Here is a 17,115-nt window from a genome sequence, read left to right on the forward strand (position 1 = left end):
CAGCTGCAGTGGTAAAACCAGGTTTCAGGCCCTCAAACGCCGTCCGGTGCGGACGGCGTTTTTTTTATTTTCATGGGGCAATGAGCCCAGCGGGGCCGACGGGTTCATTGCCCCACGAAAACAGAAAATTGAGCCGGCCTATTCCAGGCCGCTCGTCCGGGTGACTAATTATTTAATCTAAGGGAATGAATGCGCGACGGCAAATTTTCAATAAACCAGTTATATTGCAATTAATTAGATCAAATTAATGATTTCAGTAAATTATATGTTGATTTAGTGCAATTTTCTAAATATACTTTCCCCTTCTATATGACCAAAATCCTTACCACCAGAAGGCTGCTGCCAACTGTTACTGGGCCTGTAGGCTGCCTGCTCCTGGGCCTGCTGTGGGGCCAGCCCTACCAGGCCCAAGCCCAGTTTCCGCGCGCAGAATCGTTTCAAAACAGTACGGCGGGGGGCTTCGTGCTGGGCGGCAGCGCCACGCTGACGGCGGCCACGGGCAGCGACCCCAACGGCGCAGGCTACCTGCGCCTGACTTCGGCAATTATCAATCAATCGGGCTTTGCGATTGACCAGACTTCGTTCCCGGCCCCACAAGGCTTTAGCATCTCGTTCGAATTTTTTGCCTACGGTGGCGATGGAGCCGATGGGTTTTCGGTCTTTCTGGTGGACGCCGACCAGACATCGGCGGCGTCATTTACACCGGGGGCTTCGGGCGGCTCGCTGGGCTACGCCCAAAAAACCACCGCCCCCGTCAGCAACGGGGTGCCGTTCGGCTACATCGGCATCGGCATCGATGAATTCGGCAACTACTCCAACGCCACCGAAGGCCGGGTAGGCGGTATCAACACCCCCGACCTAACGCCCGACGCGGTGGCCATCCGCGGGGCCGGCAACGGCCGTAGTACCAGCGACTACCCCTACCTGGCCGGCAGCCCCACGCTGCCTTTCAGCCTCGACGTGCCCACAATCCGGGCTCTGGCGGGCTCGCTTGACTACCGCCGGGTGTACATCGACGTGGTGCCCACCAACGGCACCTACCGCATCACGGTCCGCATCCAGCACGGGGGAGCCCTGGCAACGGCCGTGCGCAACTTCGTGGTACCCGCCCCCCCTGCCAATTTGCGGGTGGGCTTTTCGGGCTCGACGGGAGGCAATACCAACGTGCACGAAATCCGAAAGCTGGCCGTTCAGCAGCTACCTTTTTTGAGCGATGACGTGGCCGGTACCGCGTACAACCAGCCCGTTTCGATCAACGTGCTCAACAACGACATATTTTCTTACGCAACTTACAAGTCGGGCACCGTCGATTTGGACCTCAACACACCGGGCGTGCAAAGCTCGCTGGCACTGGCCCAGGGCACGTTTTCGGTGACGCCGGAGGGCACCGTCACGTTTACGCCCAGCGGCACGTTCGCGGGGGTGGTGACGGTACCGTACACGGCCGGCGATATGCTGGACCAAACGGCATCGCCGGCCAACATCACCGTCGTTGTGCGGGGGGCCGACGTGGCCAACAGCGTCAGCGGCCCCACGGCTGCCTTCCCCGGCGCGCAGGTGCAGTATACTGTCACCACATCTAACCTGGGCCCGCTGCCGGCCACCAACGTGGTGCCGACGCTGCAATTGCCAGCCGGCCTAAGCGGCGTAGTCGTAGGCAACGGCGGCGCGTACGACATCGGCTCCGGCCTCGTCACCTTTGCCACCAGCAACCTGGCCGCGGGCGGCACCCCGGCCACGAACACGGTCCGCTTTACCGCCCCCGCGAGCGGCTCGGTGACGGGCACTACCGCTAACACGGCCACCGAGCCCGACCCGGTGGGCCCCAACAATGTCGCTTCCATCACGACCCTCATCAGCGGGCTGGCCAATGTGGCCAGCGTGTGCGCCACGCCAGGCAAAGACGGCGTGGGCAGCCTGGGAGCCGCCTCCGCCCCCAACACCTACTTCGCGGGCCAGCGCGTGACGACGAGCGGCAACGCAGCCAGCATCGAACTGAGCCCAGCCCTGACGGGCGTGGGCGCAAGCACCGCCCCCATCGCGGCCGGCGACCTGGTACTGGTGATGCAGATGCAAGGCGCGCGTCTCAATACCGACAACTCCGCCGCTTACGGCAGCAGCAACGGCAACGGCAACGGCAACCTGAGCGGCACCCAAGACCAGTTCACGGCCGGCCTTTACGAATACGCCGTGGCCACCAATGCCGTGGCCACTGGCGGCGGCACCCTCGTGCTGGACCGGGTGCTGGCCAACACCTACGATAACCTCGACTACAACGACGCCGCCAACCCCACTGGGCAGCGGCGCTTCCAGGTGGTGCGCGTGCCCCAGTACTCGGCCCTGGCCGTGGCCGACTCAGTGGCCGGGGCCCCCTGGAACGGCACGGCCGGCGGCGTGCTGGCCCTGGATGTGGCCGGTTCGACTACGTTTGGCACCGGCGCCCGCCTCACCATGACCGGCCGGGGCTTCCGCGGCGGCGGCGGCAAGCAGTACACTGGCGTGGGCGCGGGTGCGACGGCCTACAGCAGCACCGATTTTCGGCAGCTGAGCAGCGCCACCACCACGGGCACGGGCGGGGCCAAAGGCGAAGGCACGGGCGGCACGCCCGCCTACCTCTACGACGGCCCCAGCGGGGCCCTGGTTGATACCGGCCAGGAAGGCTACCGCAACGGCAGCAACGGCCGTGGGGGCCCCGGCAACGCCGGCGGCGGCGGCACCGACGAGTCGCCAACCGACAACTCGCGCAACACCGGCGGCGGCGGCGGCGCCAACGGCGGCCAGGGCGGTTTCGGGGGCTACGGCTACAGCTACACCGGCAACATAACCGACAACGCCCAGGGCATCGGCGGGGCTGCGTTTGGCGCTTCTGCGGGCCGGTTGGCCCTCGGCGGTGGCGGCGGCGCAGGTTCGGCCAACGACGGTAGCCTGGCCAGCAGTGGCGCGGCGGGCGGCGGCATTGTGCTACTGCGCACGGGGGCCGTGGCCGGCACCGGCCAAGTGCTAGCCAACGGCCTCAACGCCAGTCCTGCCGCCAACGACGGCGGCGGCGGCGGTGGGGCTGGCGGCGCGGTACTGGTCCTGGCCGCTAACACCAGCACCCTCGGAAACCTCACCGTGACGACCCACGGCGGCCAGGGCGGCAATGCCAATACGAACGGCGCTCAGCCTGGCGCGGCGTACGGGCCCGGCGGCGGCGGCGGCGGCGGCATCGTATTCGCCAACGGCGCAGTGGCGGCGGCTTCGTCGGCGGCCGGCGGGGCAAACGGCACCACCACTACGGGGGCCCTGGCCTTCGGAGCTACCGCTGGCACTGCCGGGAATATTGCCACCGACGCCCCGGCCAGCGGCTCGGGCACGGCGGCCTGCCTGCCAGCCCTCACGGTGGCGCTGAGCACCTCCACGCCCGGCGTCACGCGCGCCGAGGGCAGCACGGGCCCGGTAGACCCGGCCCTCTACACGCTCACCATCGCCAACACGGGCGGCACGGCCACCGGCGTCAGTGCCCTGGGCAGCATGGCCCCTAACTTGTTCAAGTACGACGGCACGTATACGCCCGTCGCGACGCTTACCCTGCCCGACGGCAGCACCACCACGCCCACCGGCTACGGCCTGCCCGCCAATGGCGTCAGCCAGCCCATGTTCACAGGCTTTGTCCTCCCGGCCGGGGCTTCGCTTGCCATCACTTTCCGGGCCACCATCGACGCGTCGGCGCAGAACGGTGTGGCATATCAGGCGTCGGCCGTGGCCAGCTACGACAACCCGCTGCGCACTTCCGCGACCAACGCCACCGCCCAGCCCGGCCAGAACTACTCCGGCACCAGCGACGCAGGCCTGGGCACGGCCGGCGGCAGCAACTACGGCAGCAACTCCAGCACAGCCGAGGACGTGACCATTCAAACGCCGCTACCGGTGTCGCTGTCCCGCTTCACGGCCGTGGCCGTGCGCCTCGACGCCCAGCTGCGCTGGACCACCGCCAGCGAACACAACAACGACCGGTTCGTGGTGGAGCGCAGCGCCAACGGCACCGCGTTTGAAGCCGTGGGTACCGTGCGCGGCCAGGGCAACAGCAGCCGGGCCTTCGACTATACCTTCTCGGACGCGGGGGCTGCCCGCCACGCGTTGGCCGGCCAGCGCCTCTACTACCGCCTGCGCCAGGTCGATTTCAACGGGGAAACCAGCTACTCGCCGGTGCGCACCGTGGCGTTTGGGACCGGCGGCACCGCGGGCCTGTACCCCAACCCAGCCGGCCCCACGGCCACCCTCGACCTGAGCAACCTGCCCGCCGGCTCCTACCAAGTGCAAGTACTTGACCTAACCGGGCGCGTCGTGGCCACGTATTCTCTGCCGGGAGGGGCCCAGCACCCGCTGGATTTGCGCGCCCTGGCCGTAGGAACCTACCTGGTGCGCGTGCACGGCGGCAGCGGCGCCAGCCAGTCGCTGCTGCTAACGCACGAGTAACGGCCACCGGTTCGCAGCAAAACCCAAAAGTGCCCCTGGAAATAATCCAGGGGCACTTTTTGTATATCCAAAGCTTTGCTGGCCGGCGTGGGGGCCCCGCGTTAACTTACCACGCCGGCCGGCACGGCGTGCAAAATCAGCCATACCAGCTCGCGCAGGATTTCGCCCTCGTCCATGCTGCCGCTTTCGATGCCCTTGCTCTGGGCGTCGGCCCGGCGGATGAGGTGGATGATATCGACCACCCGCGCCGCGGGGTAGGCTTTCAGGGCGTGCTGGTACTCCTTCTGGGCGAAGCTGTTGACGATGCCCAGGCTTTTAAACACACCATCCGGGGGGTTGGGGCCCGCTTGGTGCAGAACCAGCAGCTTGCTGAAGAAACCGAAGAGCAGCGTGAGGTTAGGAATGAGCGGGTTGGCTTTGGGGTTGGCGGCGAAGTAGCCCAGGATGCGGTTGGCCTTCAACACGTCGCACTGTACGAGGGCCTTTTGCAGCTCAAAAATGTTGTATTCCTTGCTGATGCCCACCAGCCGCTGCACCAGCTCCTCATCGATGGCCTGGCCGGGCTTGAGGTTAAGCACCAGCTTGTCAATTTCGTTGGCCAGCCGGCTCAGGTCGGCCCCGATGTACTCGGCCAGCAGCGCCGTGGCTTGCCCGGTAATCTGCTGGCCCAGGCCCCGCACGTGGGCCGTGAGCCAAGCCGGCACCTGGCTGTCATATAGCTTCTTGCTCGTCATCAGCACCGCGCCGGGGGCGTCTTTGCTGGCCAGCAGCTTGCCAAGCTTCTTGCGGCTGTCGAGGGTTTTGTGCTTGTAGCAGAGCACGAGCACGGTGCTGGCGAGCGGGTTTTTGAGGTAGGCTTCCAGGAAGGGCCAGCTCCGCTCCTGCTCCAAATCGGCGATGGTTTGGGCTTCCTTCACGATGACGACCGTGCGCTCGGCCATCATGGGGAAGCGCTTGGCCTGGCCCAGCACGCCGGCCACGTCCACGTCCTTGCCGTAAATCACGGCCTGGTTGAAGCTGCGGTCGGCTTCAGGCAGGGCCATTTTCTCGATCAGGTCGGCCACCACGTCGATGTAGTACGGCTCCTCGCCCTGCAAAAAGTACACGGGCTGGAACTGCCGCTGCCGCAGCTGCTTGAAAATGGCGTCGGCGTCTTGTACCAAGGAGTGAACGGGCGAAGGAGTGAATGGGTGAATGAACAGGCGGCCCGCTCATTCCCTGCTGGCAAAGGTAAAGCCGCCTAGTACCTTTAGAGCCACGTTTTGCGGGTGTACCAAGTTTCCATTCACCCATTCACCCATTCACCCATTCACCCATTCACCCATTGGACCTAATTGAAGAACTGACCTGGCGCGGCATGCTGCACGACGCCATGCCCGGCACCGCCGAGCACCTGGCCGGCGCCGCGCCCGTGTCGGGCTACATCGGCTTCGACCCCACGGCCGCTTCGCTGCACATCGGTAACCTGGCCAGCATCATGCTGCTCATGCACTTGCAGCGCGCCGGCCACCGCCCCGTGGCCCTGGTGGGCGGCGCCACCGGCATGATCGGCGACCCCAGCGGCAAGTCGGCCGAGCGCAACCTGCTCGACGAGGCCACGCTGCGCGCCAACCAGGCCGGCATCCGGGCCCAGCTGGAGAAGTTCCTGGACTTCAACGACTCGCCCACCGGGGCCCTGGTGGTCAACAACTACGACTGGTTCAAGGCGTTCAGCTTCCTGGATTTTCTGCGTGACGTGGGCAAGCACCTCACCGTGAACTACATGATGGCCAAGGATTCGGTGAAGCGCCGCATCGGGGGCCCCGAGGACGGTGCCACTGCTGGGGGCAGCGAGGGCATCAGCTACACCGAGTTCAGCTACCAGCTGCTGCAGGGCTACGATTTCTTTCACTTGTACCAGTCGCTGAACTGCACGCTGCAAATGGGCGGCAGCGACCAGTGGGGCAACATCACCACCGGTACCGAGCTCATCCGCCGCCTCGGGGGCCCCGAGGCCAAGGCCTACGCCCTCACCGGCCAGCTCATCACCAAGGCCGACGGCACCAAGTACGGCAAGTCCGAAAGCGGGGCCGTGTTCCTCGACCCGGCCCTGACCTCGCCCTACCAGTTCTACCAGTTTTTCCTGCGGGCCGACGACGCCGACGCGCCCCGCCTCATCCGCGTGTTCACGCTGCTGGGCCAGGCCGAAATTGAGGCCCTGGAGGCCCAGCACGCCCAAAACCCCGGCGCCAAAACGCTGCAAAAAGCCCTGGCCCAGGACGTCACCATCCGCGTGCACTCCGAGTCCGCCTACGAAGCGGCGCTGGCCGCCTCGCAGGTACTCTTCGGCGGCGGCGACCTGGGGGCCCTCGACGAAGCTACCCTGCGCGACGTGTTTGCCGGCGTGCCCCACCTGCGCGTGCCCCGCGCCGAAGCTGGGGCCCTAAACGTAGCCGTGCTGCTGAGCGAAGCCACCGGCCAGCAAATCTTCCCGTCGCGCGGTGAGGTACGCAAGCTCATCCAGGCCAACGGCCTGAGCCTAAACGGCCAGAAAGCCACTTCGCCCGACGCTTCGGTGGCCGAGCTGCCCTTACTGCACGGCAAGTACTTGGTGGTGCAGCGCGGCAAGAAAAACTACTACCTCGTCGAGCTGACGTAATACCCGTTTTCGGCCGCACAAAAAAGGCCCCGCCGGATGGCGGGGCCTTTTTTGTGGCCCGGGGGCCCTTTACTTACTTCTTCTTGGCCGGCGCGGCTTTCTTGGCAGCAGCGGGTGCAGCCTTCTTGGCGGCGGCCGGAGCAGCCTTTTTAGTGGCGGCTTTGGGTGCCGCGGCCGGGGCTTCGGTGGTGTTCTTCATGTTCTGCACCTCGGTGCGGAACTCCTGGGCCATCGTCTTCAACTCCTGCATGCCCTTGCGGACGCGGGTGCCAGCGGCAGCGTTGTGCTTGTCGTAAAACTTGTCGAAATCGCCTTCCAGCGAGAGTACCAGGTCTTTCAGTTTAGCAAAGTTGTTCATGGAGGTTTGGGGGGTTGGGATGGGGAAAAGAAAAAGGTTGAAGCATTTAGACGGCCCTAATATACAGGGATTTCAAATGCAAGCAACTTTTCCTTATTTTTGTAATGTCCCCACAGTACGCAGGAAAGCAGTTTTTAGTTGAAAAACTGCCAATGCTGCGAATTCTCACGTGCCCGCTTATCTTGGCATAGTGCTAAAACAAAGGCGCCGGCCACCCCTCAGGTAGCCGGCGCGCAACGCAGGGCAGCGGCTGACTAAGCCGGCTGAGCAGTTTTGCTATACAGGCCCTTGTCGAGCTTGGCGGCTACGGTTTCGAAGGCACGGATGGTTTCCTCTACGTCGGCCAGCGTGTGCACGGCGGTGGGGATAAGGCGCAGCATGATGACGCCTTTGGGCACCACGGGGTACACCACAATGGAGCAAAAAATGCCGTGATTCTCGCGCAAATCGAAGGTAAGGGCCGTTGCGTCAGGGATTTCGCCGTTCAGGAACACCGGCGTCACCGGCGATTCGGTGGTGCCGATGTTGAAGCCTTTTTCGCGCAAGCCGCTTTGCAGGGCCCGCACGACGGTCCAGAGGTTTTCGCGGTACTCGGGGTGGGCGCGAATCAGCTCCAGGCGCTTCAGGGCCCCTATTACGAGGGGCATGGGCAGCGATTTGGCGAAAATCTGGCTGCGCATGTTGTATCGCAAATATTCAATAACGGTTTCGGGCCCCGACACGAACGCGCCGATGCTGGCCATGCTCTTGGCGAAGGTGTAAAAGATTACGTCCACGCCCTCGGCGCAGGCCAAATGCTCGGCCGTGCCGGCCCCGGTGGGCCCCAACGTGCCGAAGCCGTGGGCGTCGTCGACGAAGATGCGGAAGTCGAACTTGGCCTTCAGGGCCACGATTTCGGGCAGCTTGCCCAAGTTGCCCGACATGCCGAACATGCCCTCGGTAATCACCAGAATGCCGCCGCCGGTTTCGTCGGTCAGGCGCTTGGCGCGCTCAAGCTGCTTCTCGAGGCTGGCCATATCGTTGTGGTTAAACACGAACCGCTTGCCCTGGTGCAGGCGCACGCCGTCGATGATGCAGGCATGCGACTCGGCGTCGTACACGATGGCGTCGTGGCGGCTCACCAGCGCGTCGATGATACTCACCACGCCCTGGTAGCCGAAGTTGAGCAACAGGGCGGCGGGTTTCTGCACGAAGTCGGCCAGCTCGTTTTCGAGCTGCTCGTGCAGGTTGGAGTTGCCACTCATGATGCGGGCCCCCATCGGGTAGGCCATGCCGAAGGCGGTGGCGCCGTCGATGTCGGCCTGCCGCACTTCGGGGTGGTTGGCCAGGCCCAGGTAGTTGTTCAGGCTCCAGGTAAGCACTTGCTTGCCGCGAAACTGCATCCGGGGCTGAATTTCGCCCTCTAGCTTGGGAAACGTGAAGTACCCGTGGGCGTAATGCGAGTGCGAGCCCAGCGGGCCCCGGTTGGCGGCGATGCGGTCAAAAATATCCACGGAAGAAACGGAGTGGTAAAATGGAGAGTAAAGGACGGGAAGACCCAGCGGGCCAACTTGAAACGTTGTCTTATAATAAGGCCAATGACAAAGATACCCCCGGGCCCGGGATGTACATAATTTAGGCTTAACAACCCGCCCGGCCCAGCGAGGTTTGCGGAGGCCGCGCGGTTTGCCGCTTTCTTTGCGCCCAATCTGCCCGTTCTCCCACCCGCTGCATGAAAAAAATTACCAAACTGCTCGTCGCCAACCGCGGCGAAATTGCCCTGCGCGTGTTGCGCTCGGCCAAGGAAATGGGCCTCCAAACGGTCGCCATCTACTCGGAAGCCGACCGCCAGGCCCTGCACGTGCGCTACGCCGACGAGGCCGTGTGCGTGGGCCCCCCACCCTCCAAGGACAGCTACCTGCGCGGCGATAAAATTATTGAAATCTGCCTAGCGCTGGGCGTCGACGCCATCCACCCCGGCTACGGCTTCCTCTCGGAAAACGCCGGCTTTGCCCGTGCCGTGCGCGCGGCGGGCCTCATCTTCGTGGGGCCCTCGCCCGAGGCCATGGAGCTGATGGGCAGCAAGCTGGCCGCCAAGGCCGCCGTGGCCGACTTTGATATTCCGCTGGTGCCGGGCACCGAGGAGGCCATCACCGACGTGCCCGCCGCCCAGGCCATTGCCGAGCAGGTGGGCTTCCCCATCCTCATCAAGGCCTCGGCCGGCGGCGGCGGCAAGGGCATGCGCATCGTGACGCACGCGGCCGAATTTGTGGAACAAATGCAGTTGGCCGTGTCGGAGGCCACCTCGGCGTTCGGCGACGGGGCGGTGTTCATTGAGAAATACATCGGTTCGCCGCGCCACATCGAAATCCAGGTGCTTGGCGACGAGCACGGCCACATCGTGCACCTGTTCGAGCGCGAGTGCAGCATCCAGCGCCGCCACCAGAAGGTGATTGAGGAGGCGCCTTCCTCCGTGCTCACGCCCGAATTGCGCGCCCAAATGGGCCGCGCGGCCGTGGACGTGGCCCGCGCCTGCAACTACACGGGGGCCGGCACGGTGGAGTTTCTACTCGACGAAAACCACAAGTTTTACTTCCTGGAGATGAACACCCGCCTCCAGGTGGAGCACCCCGTGACGGAGCAAATCACGGGCCTGGACCTGGTGAAGGAGCAAATCCGCATCGCCGAGGGCCAGCCCCTGCCCTTCCGCCAGGAGGACCTGACCATCCAGGGCCACGCCCTGGAGCTGCGCGTGTACGCCGAAGACCCGCAGAATAACTTCCTGCCCGACATCGGCACCCTCACCACCTACGTGCGCCCCCAGGGCCCCGGCGTGCGCGTCGACGACGGCTTTGAACAGGGCATGGAAATCCCGATTTACTACGACCCGATGATTGCCAAGCTGGTCACCTTTGGGGCCGACCGCGCCGAGGCCATTGCCCGCATGCTGCGCGCTATTGAGGAGTACCAGATTACGGGCATCGAAACCACGCTGGCCTTTGGGGCCTACGTGCTGCGCCACCCGGCCTTCGTGAGCGGCCACTTCGACACCAACTTCATCCGCGACCATTTCCCCGCCGGGGCCCTCACGCCGCCCGCCCCCGACGAGGCCACCGCCCAGGTAGCCGCCGCCCTGGTGGCCCTGCTGCTCGAAACAAAGCAGCCCCAGGCCCCGGCCGCCGCCGATGCCGCGGGGGCCCCAGCCGCCTCGGGCTGGCGGCGCAACCGGCTGGGCGTGCGGTAAGCGCGGCCCGCGGCTCTCACCAAAGCAAACGCCCCGGGCTGATTCAGCCCGGGGCGTTTGCTTTGCCCTTTACTCCAAATAATAATGTCTTATCCTGTCTAAATTATCATCTAGCTCGTACACGAGCGGCACGCCGGTGGGGATGTCCAGGTTCGTTACCTCCTCGTCCGAAAGGTGGTCGATGTACTGCACCAGGGCGCGCAGGCTGTTGCCGTGGGCGCACACAATCACCTTCTGGTTGCGGCGCAGGGCCCCCATTATTTTCTCGGTCCAGAACGGCATGACGCGGGCCATGGTCTCGGTCAGGTTCTCGGTGAGGGGCAGCTCGCGGTCGGTGAGGTGCTGGTAGCGCAGGTCGTGGCCGGGGAAGCGCGGGTCGTCGGGGGTGATGGCCGGCGGGTGCGCGTGGGGGTCGCGGCGCCACTGCTGCACCTGGTCGGCGCCGTACTGAGTAGCGGTTTCGGCCTTGTTGAGGCCTTGCAGGGCCCCGTAGAACCGCTCGTTCAGGCGCCACGACTTCTGCACCGGAATCCAGAGCTGGTCCATTTCCTCCAGCGCGAGGTCGAGCGTTTTGATGGCGCGCTTCAGCACCGACGTGAAGCCCAGATCAAAGGCGTAGCCGTTGGCTTTCAGGAGGTGGCCGGCGTGCACGGCCTGTTGGCGGCCGGCTTCCGTCAGGTCCACGTCGGTCCAGCCGGTGAAGCGGTTTTCCTGGTTCCAGACGCTTTCGCCGTGGCGCAGCAACACGAGTTTTTCCATGCGGGACGTGAATTAAAGTGAAGGCCGAAAGGTACTCGGCCCAACCGTTGGCTTCGATGAAGCCGGGGCCCCAGCACGGCCCGCCGGGGGCCCTAATGTTTCCCCAACCCACTGCCCCACCGAACCGTTGAACCGTCGAATCCTTTCGTCTTCCAACCCCTACCGGCCATGCGCATCGTTGCCCTCGAAGAGCATTTTTCCTTTCCCGACATGGTCGAGCGCATCCGGCCCGCCGTGCGGGCGCAGGCTGGCTGGCCGCCGTCGGATGCCCCCAACTCGCCGGAGCAGCAGCACCGGGCGCAGCTGGCCGAAATTGGGGCCGAACGCCTCCGGCTGATGGACGAGGTGGGCGTTATGGTGCAGGTGCTGTCCGTGGCGGGCCCCGGGGCCGAGCTGTTACCACCTACCGAGGGCCCCGCCTTCGCGCGCGAGTACAACGACCGCCTGGCGCAGGCCATTGCCGCGCACCCCAACCGCTTCGCCGGCTTCGCGCACCTGCCCGTCACCAACCCCGAAGCCGCCGCCGACGAGCTGGCCCGCACCGTGGAAACCCACGGTTTCGCGGGGGCCCTGCTGAACGGCACCACCGACGGCCTGTTCCTCGACGACCCGCGGTTTGCCCCGCTGCTGGCCCGGGCCGAGGCGCTGGGCGTACCGCTGTACCTGCACCCCGGCATTCCACCCGCCCCGGTGCGCGACGCGTACTACAGCAATTTGCCCCACGGGCTGGGCTTCAACCTGAGCATCGCCGGTTTCGGCTGGCACGCCGAAACGGCCATCCACGTGCTGCGCCTCGTGCTTGCGGGCACCCTGGAACGCTACCCCCGCCTGCAGCTCATCATCGGCCACATGGGCGAAATGCTGCCCGTGATGGTGGCCCGCTGCGACCAAATCCTGGCCCCCAAAATCACTCAATTGCCGCGCACCGTGTCCCAAACCCTGCGCGACCAAGTGTACCTCACCACCAGCGGCATCTTCACCCGCCCGCCGCTCGAAGCCGCCCTGGCCACCTTCGGCATCGACCGCGTGCTGTTTTCCATCGACTACCCCTTCGCCCCCAACGCCCCCGGCAAAGCCTTCCTCGACGGCCTGCAAATGGCCCCAATCGACTTAGAAAAGCTGGCCTACGGGAACGCGGACAGGGTTTTGAAATTGGTATAAATGATTAGGGCCCCCGCCAGATTTGGCGGGGGCCCTAACGGCTAGCCTTGTTGGGTTGGCTACCCAAGAAAGAGTGTTATTTAACTCTGGTTTTTTGTGTAGGGATTTTTAGTTCTACCAATTCCTATAAGGAATATCTGAAGCTGTTACATTACTACATGGAAGCAATTTGCATGCTTGCCTTGCTAAATCTTGTCGTGGCCCTGGACCAACTACTATGGATGAGAACTTAAGTTGTTCGTTTTCATTTACTAATGGGATTTTTATGTAAGGAATAAGTATATCTTTCCCTTCTCTCAATTTCACATTACCTACATCGGATGCAGAAAGCTTTTTTATCAACCTCCATTCTCTCTCTTCCGCAAACTTTGGATGCTTGAGACGTGCTGCATGATACGATAAAGTTCCTCCCAGTGCTCGCAACCCACGAATAAACATATTATATTGATAGCCTTCGACCGTGTTATTATCATGTGATACCCGAGCGGATTTTTCTTGCAATTCTAAAAAATGAGCAGGCTGCATACGTATTACTTCAGAACGAATATATTCCTTTTGTTTATTTTTATCATAAATACATTGAACAAGCTCCAAGTTATTATTTTCAATAATTCCTCCCAACAATTCTTTATCAAAGGAAAAAGAAAAACCACCATTAGGGCTATATCCTCTCCATTGAGATAATAAATCATCCTGTTCTGTTAAAGAGAATGTATAAATATGTACTATCTCAGGATCTATAAAAAGCCCTGTGTAATTAATACCTGGGTAATCTTCACCAATTATCTCAAAAGCTAGTTTTGTTGCGTATTTATACTCTTCAATATCATTTTGATACTGAACATTAGTCATCCATAAAGATTTGCTTTGTAATATTCCATTGAACCCGCTTGGCGTAGAATAATGGTAAAGCTTTTCTAGATCAATTTGAAGTTTTTCGACCGTCGTTTCCATAGTAAAAATTGAGTTAAAAGAAGACGCTAAATAAGCTATGAAAGGGTTCAGTACTACTATACGTTTCTAAAATTGCTCTGTCACCTCGCGCACGCCCACCGGGCGGGCGGCGGTGAAGCCCTCCCCGAACTCCACCCCGATGATGTGGCCGAACTCGCGGGCCCGCGCCTCCATGAAGCGCTCGAACGGCTGGCCCGACAGGTACGTGGCGGGGGCCCCGGGGGCGGCGTGGGGGTTGAAGAACTGGCTGCCGAAGGCGTGGATGGCGGCCCACTTGCCCGGCCAGTAAGGCGTGATGTCCACCACGAAAGCCGGCACCAGCGGCTGGTCCTGGATGTAGTGGTACACCTTGCGGGGCCGCCAGGGGGCCTGCGGCTGGCCGTGCTCGTCCAGCGTTTCGATCATGCGCAAGCCGCTTAGAAAGCAGCGGCCGCGTGGCCAAGCACACTGCACTAACTTGGCCGCACTTTTAATCCCAGACCGCATGGCAGTTTTGACTGCTGGCTCCGGGTTTTTTCTGCTTCTTATGCTTCGAAAACTACTTTTCTGGCTGGCCTTGCCGGCAACGGTTGCCTGCACCCGCCCGGCCGCACCCGGCGCTAACGGCGCCGCCGCCGCCTATTTCCCGGCGGCCGGCAACGCCTGGCAGCACCAGGCCCCGGCCGCCGCCGGCTTCGACGGGGCCCGCCTGGCCGAGGCCGTGGCCTTCGCCCAAACCCAGGAAACCACCCAGATGACGCCCAACTTCTCCACCCAGGAGGAGATTTTTGGCAAGCTGCTCGGGCCCATGCCCACCAGCCGGGCCGCCACCAACGGCCTCGTGCTCCGGCACGGCTACATTGTGGCCGAATGGGGCGACACCGAGCGGGCCGACCCCACCTACAGCGTGGCCAAAAGCGTGCTGTCCACCCTGCTGGGCATTACCCTCGACCGCGACCTCATCAAAGACATTCACGACCCCGTGGCCCAGTATGTGCACGACGGCGGCTACGATTCCCCGCACAACCGCCTCATCACTTGGGAGCACCACGCCCGCCAAACCAGCGAGTGGGAAGGCGAGCTGTGGGGCAAAAATGCCGATTTTATCGGCTCCGAAGCCTTTGGCAAGGGCGAGCGGAAGCCCCGTGCGCTACAGGCGCCGGGCACGTACTTCGAATACAACGACGTGCGCATCAACCGCTTCGCCCTCTCGCTGCTGCGCCTGTGGCAAAAGCCGCTGCCAGCCGTATTCAAGCAGGAAGTGATGGACCCCATCGGCGCGTCGGCCTCCTGGCAGTGGGTGACCTACCCCAACGCCGTAGCCACGGTGAACGGCCAAGCCCTGCCCTCGGTGAGCGGCGGCACGCGCTGGGGCGGCGGGCTGCGCATCAGCGCCCGCGACGAGGCCCGCTTCGGTTACCTGCTGCTGCGCCAGGGCCGCTGGGGCGGCCGCCAAATCGTATCGTCTGATTGGGTGCGGCAGGCCACCACGCGCGGCCCCGTGGGGCCCGACTACGGCTACCTCTGGTGGCTCAACACCGAAAAGAAAGCCTGGCCCGATGCCCCGGCCACCAGCTACGCCGCCCTGGGCGCGGGCTCCAACACCATTTGGGTCGACCCCGAGCACAACCTGGTGATTGTGTGGCGCTGGCACAACGGCAGCCCCAACGAGTTGATAAAACGCGTGCTGGGGGCCCTGAAATCGTAACGTCATGCTTCCCATGCCTCCCGCCAATTTCACGCTGCTCCTGCACGGCGGCTCGGGCCGCCTACACCCGGCCGGCACGCCGTTTCCGCAGGAAGCTGCCTACGGACGTACGCTGGCGGCCGCCGCGCAGGCCGGCTTCGCGGTGCTGGCCGGGGGCGGCAGCAGCCTAGCGGCGGTAGAAACCAGTCTACGCCTGCTCGAAGACTCGCCCCTATTCAACGCCGGGCGCGGCTCGGTGTTTTCGCACGCCGGGCTGAACGAGATGGACGCGGCCCTGATGGACGGCGCCACACTGCGGGCCGGCGCGGTGGCGGGCGTGCGCACCGTGCGCAACCCAATTTCGGCCGCCCGGGCCGTGCTCGAGCGTTCGGCTCACGTGCTGCTCACGGGCGCCGGCGCCGACCAGTTTGCCGCCGAAATGGGCCTGGAAACGGCCCCGCCAGAGTGGTTTCGAACGGAGGAGCGCTGGCAGCAGTTTCAGGCCCTGCAAGCGGCCGCAGCCCACCCCGCGGCCCCGCCCACTAAATACGGCACCGTGGGCGCTGTGGCCCTCGACCAGGCCGGGCACCTAGCGGCCGGCACGTCCACCGGCGGCATGCTGAACAAGCAGTACGGCCGGGTGGGCGACTCGCCGATCATCGGGGCCGGCACCTACGCCAACCACGTGTGCGCCGTGTCGGGCACCGGGCACGGCGAGTTTTTCATTCGCCACGCGGTGGCCCACGACATCGCCGCGCTGATGGAGTACCGGGGCCTAAGCGTAGAGGCGGCCGCGCACCGGGTCATCCACGAGAAAGTGGCGCCGGCGGGCGGCAAGGGCGGCGTCATCGCCCTCGACGCGCGCGGCCACGTGGCCATGCCCCACAGCACCGAAGGCCTGTTTTGGGCCTACATGAGCGCCGACGGCCGGACCGGCACCAACGTGTGCAACATGATTGTGGAGTAGCCGGGGGGACACCGAGAATTGCGTGGTCGCGTAGGTAATATTGGCGCCGGACTAAAGTGTGGGGTCAACTGCAAGCTTACCCTCTACTGGCTTACCGAACGGGGAATTATACAAAGAGTACTGGTGCTTTTGTAGCTACACCAGCTCTGTTACCTCGCGCACGCCCACCGGGCGGGCGGCGGTGAAGCCCTCCCCGAACTCCACCCCGATGATGTGGCCGAACTCGCGGGCCCGCGCCTCCATGAAGCGCTCGAACGGCTGGCCCGACAGGTACGTGGCGGGGGCCCCGGGGGCGGCGTGGGGGTTGAAGAACTGGCTGCCGAAGGCGTGGATGGCGGCCCACTTGCCCGGCCAGTAAGGCGTGATGTCCACCACGAAAGCCGGCACCAGCGGCTGGTCCTGGATGTAGTGGTACACCTTGCGGGGCCGCCAGGGGGCCTGCGGCTGGCCGTGCTCGTCCAACGTTTCGATCATGCGCAGGCCGCTCAGGAAGCACGCATCAATGGCCAGCTGGGCCCCCTTGCCGTGGTCGGGGTGGCGGTCGGCCACGGCGTTGCAAAGCACCACATCGGGCTGGTAGCGGCGCAGCGCGGCAATGAGCGGCAGCTGGTGTTCCCGGTCGTTGCGAAAAAAGCCGTCGGGCAAGCCTAAATTTTCGCGCACGCTCAGGCCCAGGATTTGGCTGGCCGCGGCGGCTTCGGCGGCCCGAATTTCGACGCTACCGCGGGTGCCCAGCTCGCCGCGGGTGAAATCAACCACGCCAACGGTTTTGCCCGCGGCGCGGGCCGCCAGCAGCGTGCCGGCGCACGACATTTCCACGTCGTCCGGGTGGGCCCCCAAGGCCAGGATATCCAGTTTAGTCATGGGTAATGCGGAGTTAAAGGTTGCCGTACTTACCATTACACGCCCATTGAGCAGCGCATATACAGCA

General features: G+C 63.8%; 12 protein-coding genes and 1 pseudogene. 6 read left to right on the forward strand and 7 right to left on the reverse strand.

Annotated features, from left to right (window positions below; translation table 11 throughout):
- Nucleotides 1-309: 309 nt before the first annotated feature.
- Entirely contained in the window at nt 310-4,458 is a 4,149-nt protein-coding gene (locus tag AXW84_RS09415; protein WP_068231892.1) for a T9SS type A sorting domain-containing protein, read from the forward strand.
- Nucleotides 4,459-4,559: 101 nt separating this feature from the next.
- Here the strand turns inward: AXW84_RS09415 and holA are convergent, their stop codons facing one another.
- Nucleotides 4,560-5,621 carry a DNA polymerase III subunit delta gene (gene holA, locus AXW84_RS09420; protein ID WP_068231895.1) on the reverse strand — a complete coding sequence of 354 codons (1,062 nt, stop codon included), beginning with the start codon at nt 5,619-5,621 and terminating at the stop codon, nt 4,560-4,562.
- A gap of 161 nt (nt 5,622-5,782) precedes the next feature.
- Between holA and tyrS the strand changes: the two genes are divergently transcribed.
- Nucleotides 5,783-7,096, forward strand: coding sequence for a tyrosine--tRNA ligase (tyrS, locus tag AXW84_RS09425; protein ID WP_068231898.1), 1,314 nt, complete (start codon nt 5,783-5,785; stop codon nt 7,094-7,096).
- 184 nt (nt 7,097-7,280) lie between these two features.
- On the opposite strand, the pseudogene AXW84_RS26415 reads toward tyrS, so the two are convergent.
- A pseudogene (locus AXW84_RS26415) lies at nt 7,281-7,454 on the reverse strand (histone H1); the annotation flags it as partial.
- A gap of 254 nt (nt 7,455-7,708) precedes the next feature.
- Nucleotides 7,709-8,947, reverse strand: a complete 1,239-nt coding sequence (locus tag AXW84_RS09435; RefSeq protein WP_068231901.1) for an aminotransferase class I/II-fold pyridoxal phosphate-dependent enzyme — start codon at nt 8,945-8,947, stop codon at nt 7,709-7,711.
- A 218-nt stretch (nt 8,948-9,165) separates the two neighbouring features.
- Here AXW84_RS09435 and accC point away from each other — a divergent pair, with 218 nt between their 5' ends.
- Nucleotides 9,166-10,677, forward strand: coding sequence for an acetyl-CoA carboxylase biotin carboxylase subunit (gene accC / locus AXW84_RS09440; RefSeq protein WP_068231905.1), 1,512 nt, complete (start codon nt 9,166-9,168; stop codon nt 10,675-10,677).
- Between the two features lie 69 nt (nt 10,678-10,746).
- Here accC and gpmA read toward each other — a convergent pair whose 3' ends face one another.
- Nucleotides 10,747-11,436, reverse strand: coding sequence for a 2,3-diphosphoglycerate-dependent phosphoglycerate mutase (gpmA, locus tag AXW84_RS09445; protein ID WP_068231908.1), 690 nt, complete (start codon nt 11,434-11,436; stop codon nt 10,747-10,749).
- A gap of 168 nt (nt 11,437-11,604) precedes the next feature.
- Between gpmA and AXW84_RS09450 the strand changes: the two genes are divergently transcribed.
- Entirely contained in the window at nt 11,605-12,597 is a 993-nt protein-coding gene (locus tag AXW84_RS09450) for an amidohydrolase family protein (RefSeq protein ID WP_068231915.1), read from the forward strand.
- A 114-nt stretch (nt 12,598-12,711) separates the two neighbouring features.
- Here the strand turns inward: AXW84_RS09450 and AXW84_RS23185 are convergent, their stop codons facing one another.
- Nucleotides 12,712-13,551, reverse strand: coding sequence for a DUF2971 domain-containing protein (locus AXW84_RS23185; RefSeq protein ID WP_082773799.1), 840 nt, complete (start codon nt 13,549-13,551; stop codon nt 12,712-12,714).
- 66 nt (nt 13,552-13,617) lie between these two features.
- Nucleotides 13,618-13,956, reverse strand: coding sequence for a hypothetical protein (locus tag AXW84_RS09455; protein WP_068231917.1), 339 nt, complete (start codon nt 13,954-13,956; stop codon nt 13,618-13,620).
- 121 nt (nt 13,957-14,077) lie between these two features.
- Here AXW84_RS09455 and AXW84_RS09460 point away from each other — a divergent pair, with 121 nt between their 5' ends.
- Both AXW84_RS09460 and AXW84_RS09465 read left to right on the forward strand, forming a co-directional pair.
- Nucleotides 14,078-15,238: a serine hydrolase domain-containing protein gene (locus AXW84_RS09460; RefSeq protein ID WP_068231920.1), complete on the forward strand. Its 1,161-nt coding sequence runs from the start codon at nt 14,078-14,080 to the stop codon at nt 15,236-15,238.
- A 13-nt stretch (nt 15,239-15,251) separates the two neighbouring features.
- Complete coding sequence (locus AXW84_RS09465) at nt 15,252-16,184, forward strand: isoaspartyl peptidase/L-asparaginase family protein (RefSeq protein ID WP_068231923.1); 933 nt, start codon at nt 15,252-15,254, stop codon at nt 16,182-16,184.
- Nucleotides 16,185-16,319: 135 nt separating this feature from the next.
- Here AXW84_RS09465 and bshB1 read toward each other — a convergent pair whose 3' ends face one another.
- Complete coding sequence (gene bshB1 / locus AXW84_RS09470) at nt 16,320-17,048, reverse strand: bacillithiol biosynthesis deacetylase BshB1 (protein WP_068231925.1); 729 nt, start codon at nt 17,046-17,048, stop codon at nt 16,320-16,322.
- Nucleotides 17,049-17,115: the final 67 nt, after the last annotated feature.

The sequence above is a fragment of the Hymenobacter sp. PAMC 26628 genome, from assembly GCF_001562275.1.
Lineage (GTDB): Bacteria > Bacteroidota > Bacteroidia > Cytophagales > Hymenobacteraceae > Hymenobacter.

Coding starts and splice junctions, on each gene's coding strand:
- AXW84_RS09415 (WP_068231892.1), top strand. CDS start 310: ATGACCAAAATCCTTACCACCAGAAGGCTGCTGCCAACTGTTACTGGG.
- accC (WP_068231905.1), top strand. CDS start 9,166: ATGAAAAAAATTACCAAACTGCTCGTCGCCAACCGCGGCGAAATTGCC.
- gpmA (WP_068231908.1), bottom strand. CDS start 11,436: ATGGAAAAACTCGTGTTGCTGCGCCACGGCGAAAGCGTCTGGAACCAG.
- AXW84_RS09450 (WP_068231915.1), top strand. CDS start 11,605: ATGCGCATCGTTGCCCTCGAAGAGCATTTTTCCTTTCCCGACATGGTC.
- AXW84_RS23185 (WP_082773799.1), bottom strand. CDS start 13,551: ATGGAAACGACGGTCGAAAAACTTCAAATTGATCTAGAAAAGCTTTAC.
- AXW84_RS09455 (WP_068231917.1), bottom strand. CDS start 13,956: ATGATCGAAACGCTGGACGAGCACGGCCAGCCGCAGGCCCCCTGGCGG.
- AXW84_RS09460 (WP_068231920.1), top strand. CDS start 14,078: ATGCTTCGAAAACTACTTTTCTGGCTGGCCTTGCCGGCAACGGTTGCC.
- AXW84_RS09465 (WP_068231923.1), top strand. CDS start 15,252: ATGCCTCCCGCCAATTTCACGCTGCTCCTGCACGGCGGCTCGGGCCGC.
- bshB1 (WP_068231925.1), bottom strand. CDS start 17,048: ATGACTAAACTGGATATCCTGGCCTTGGGGGCCCACCCGGACGACGTG.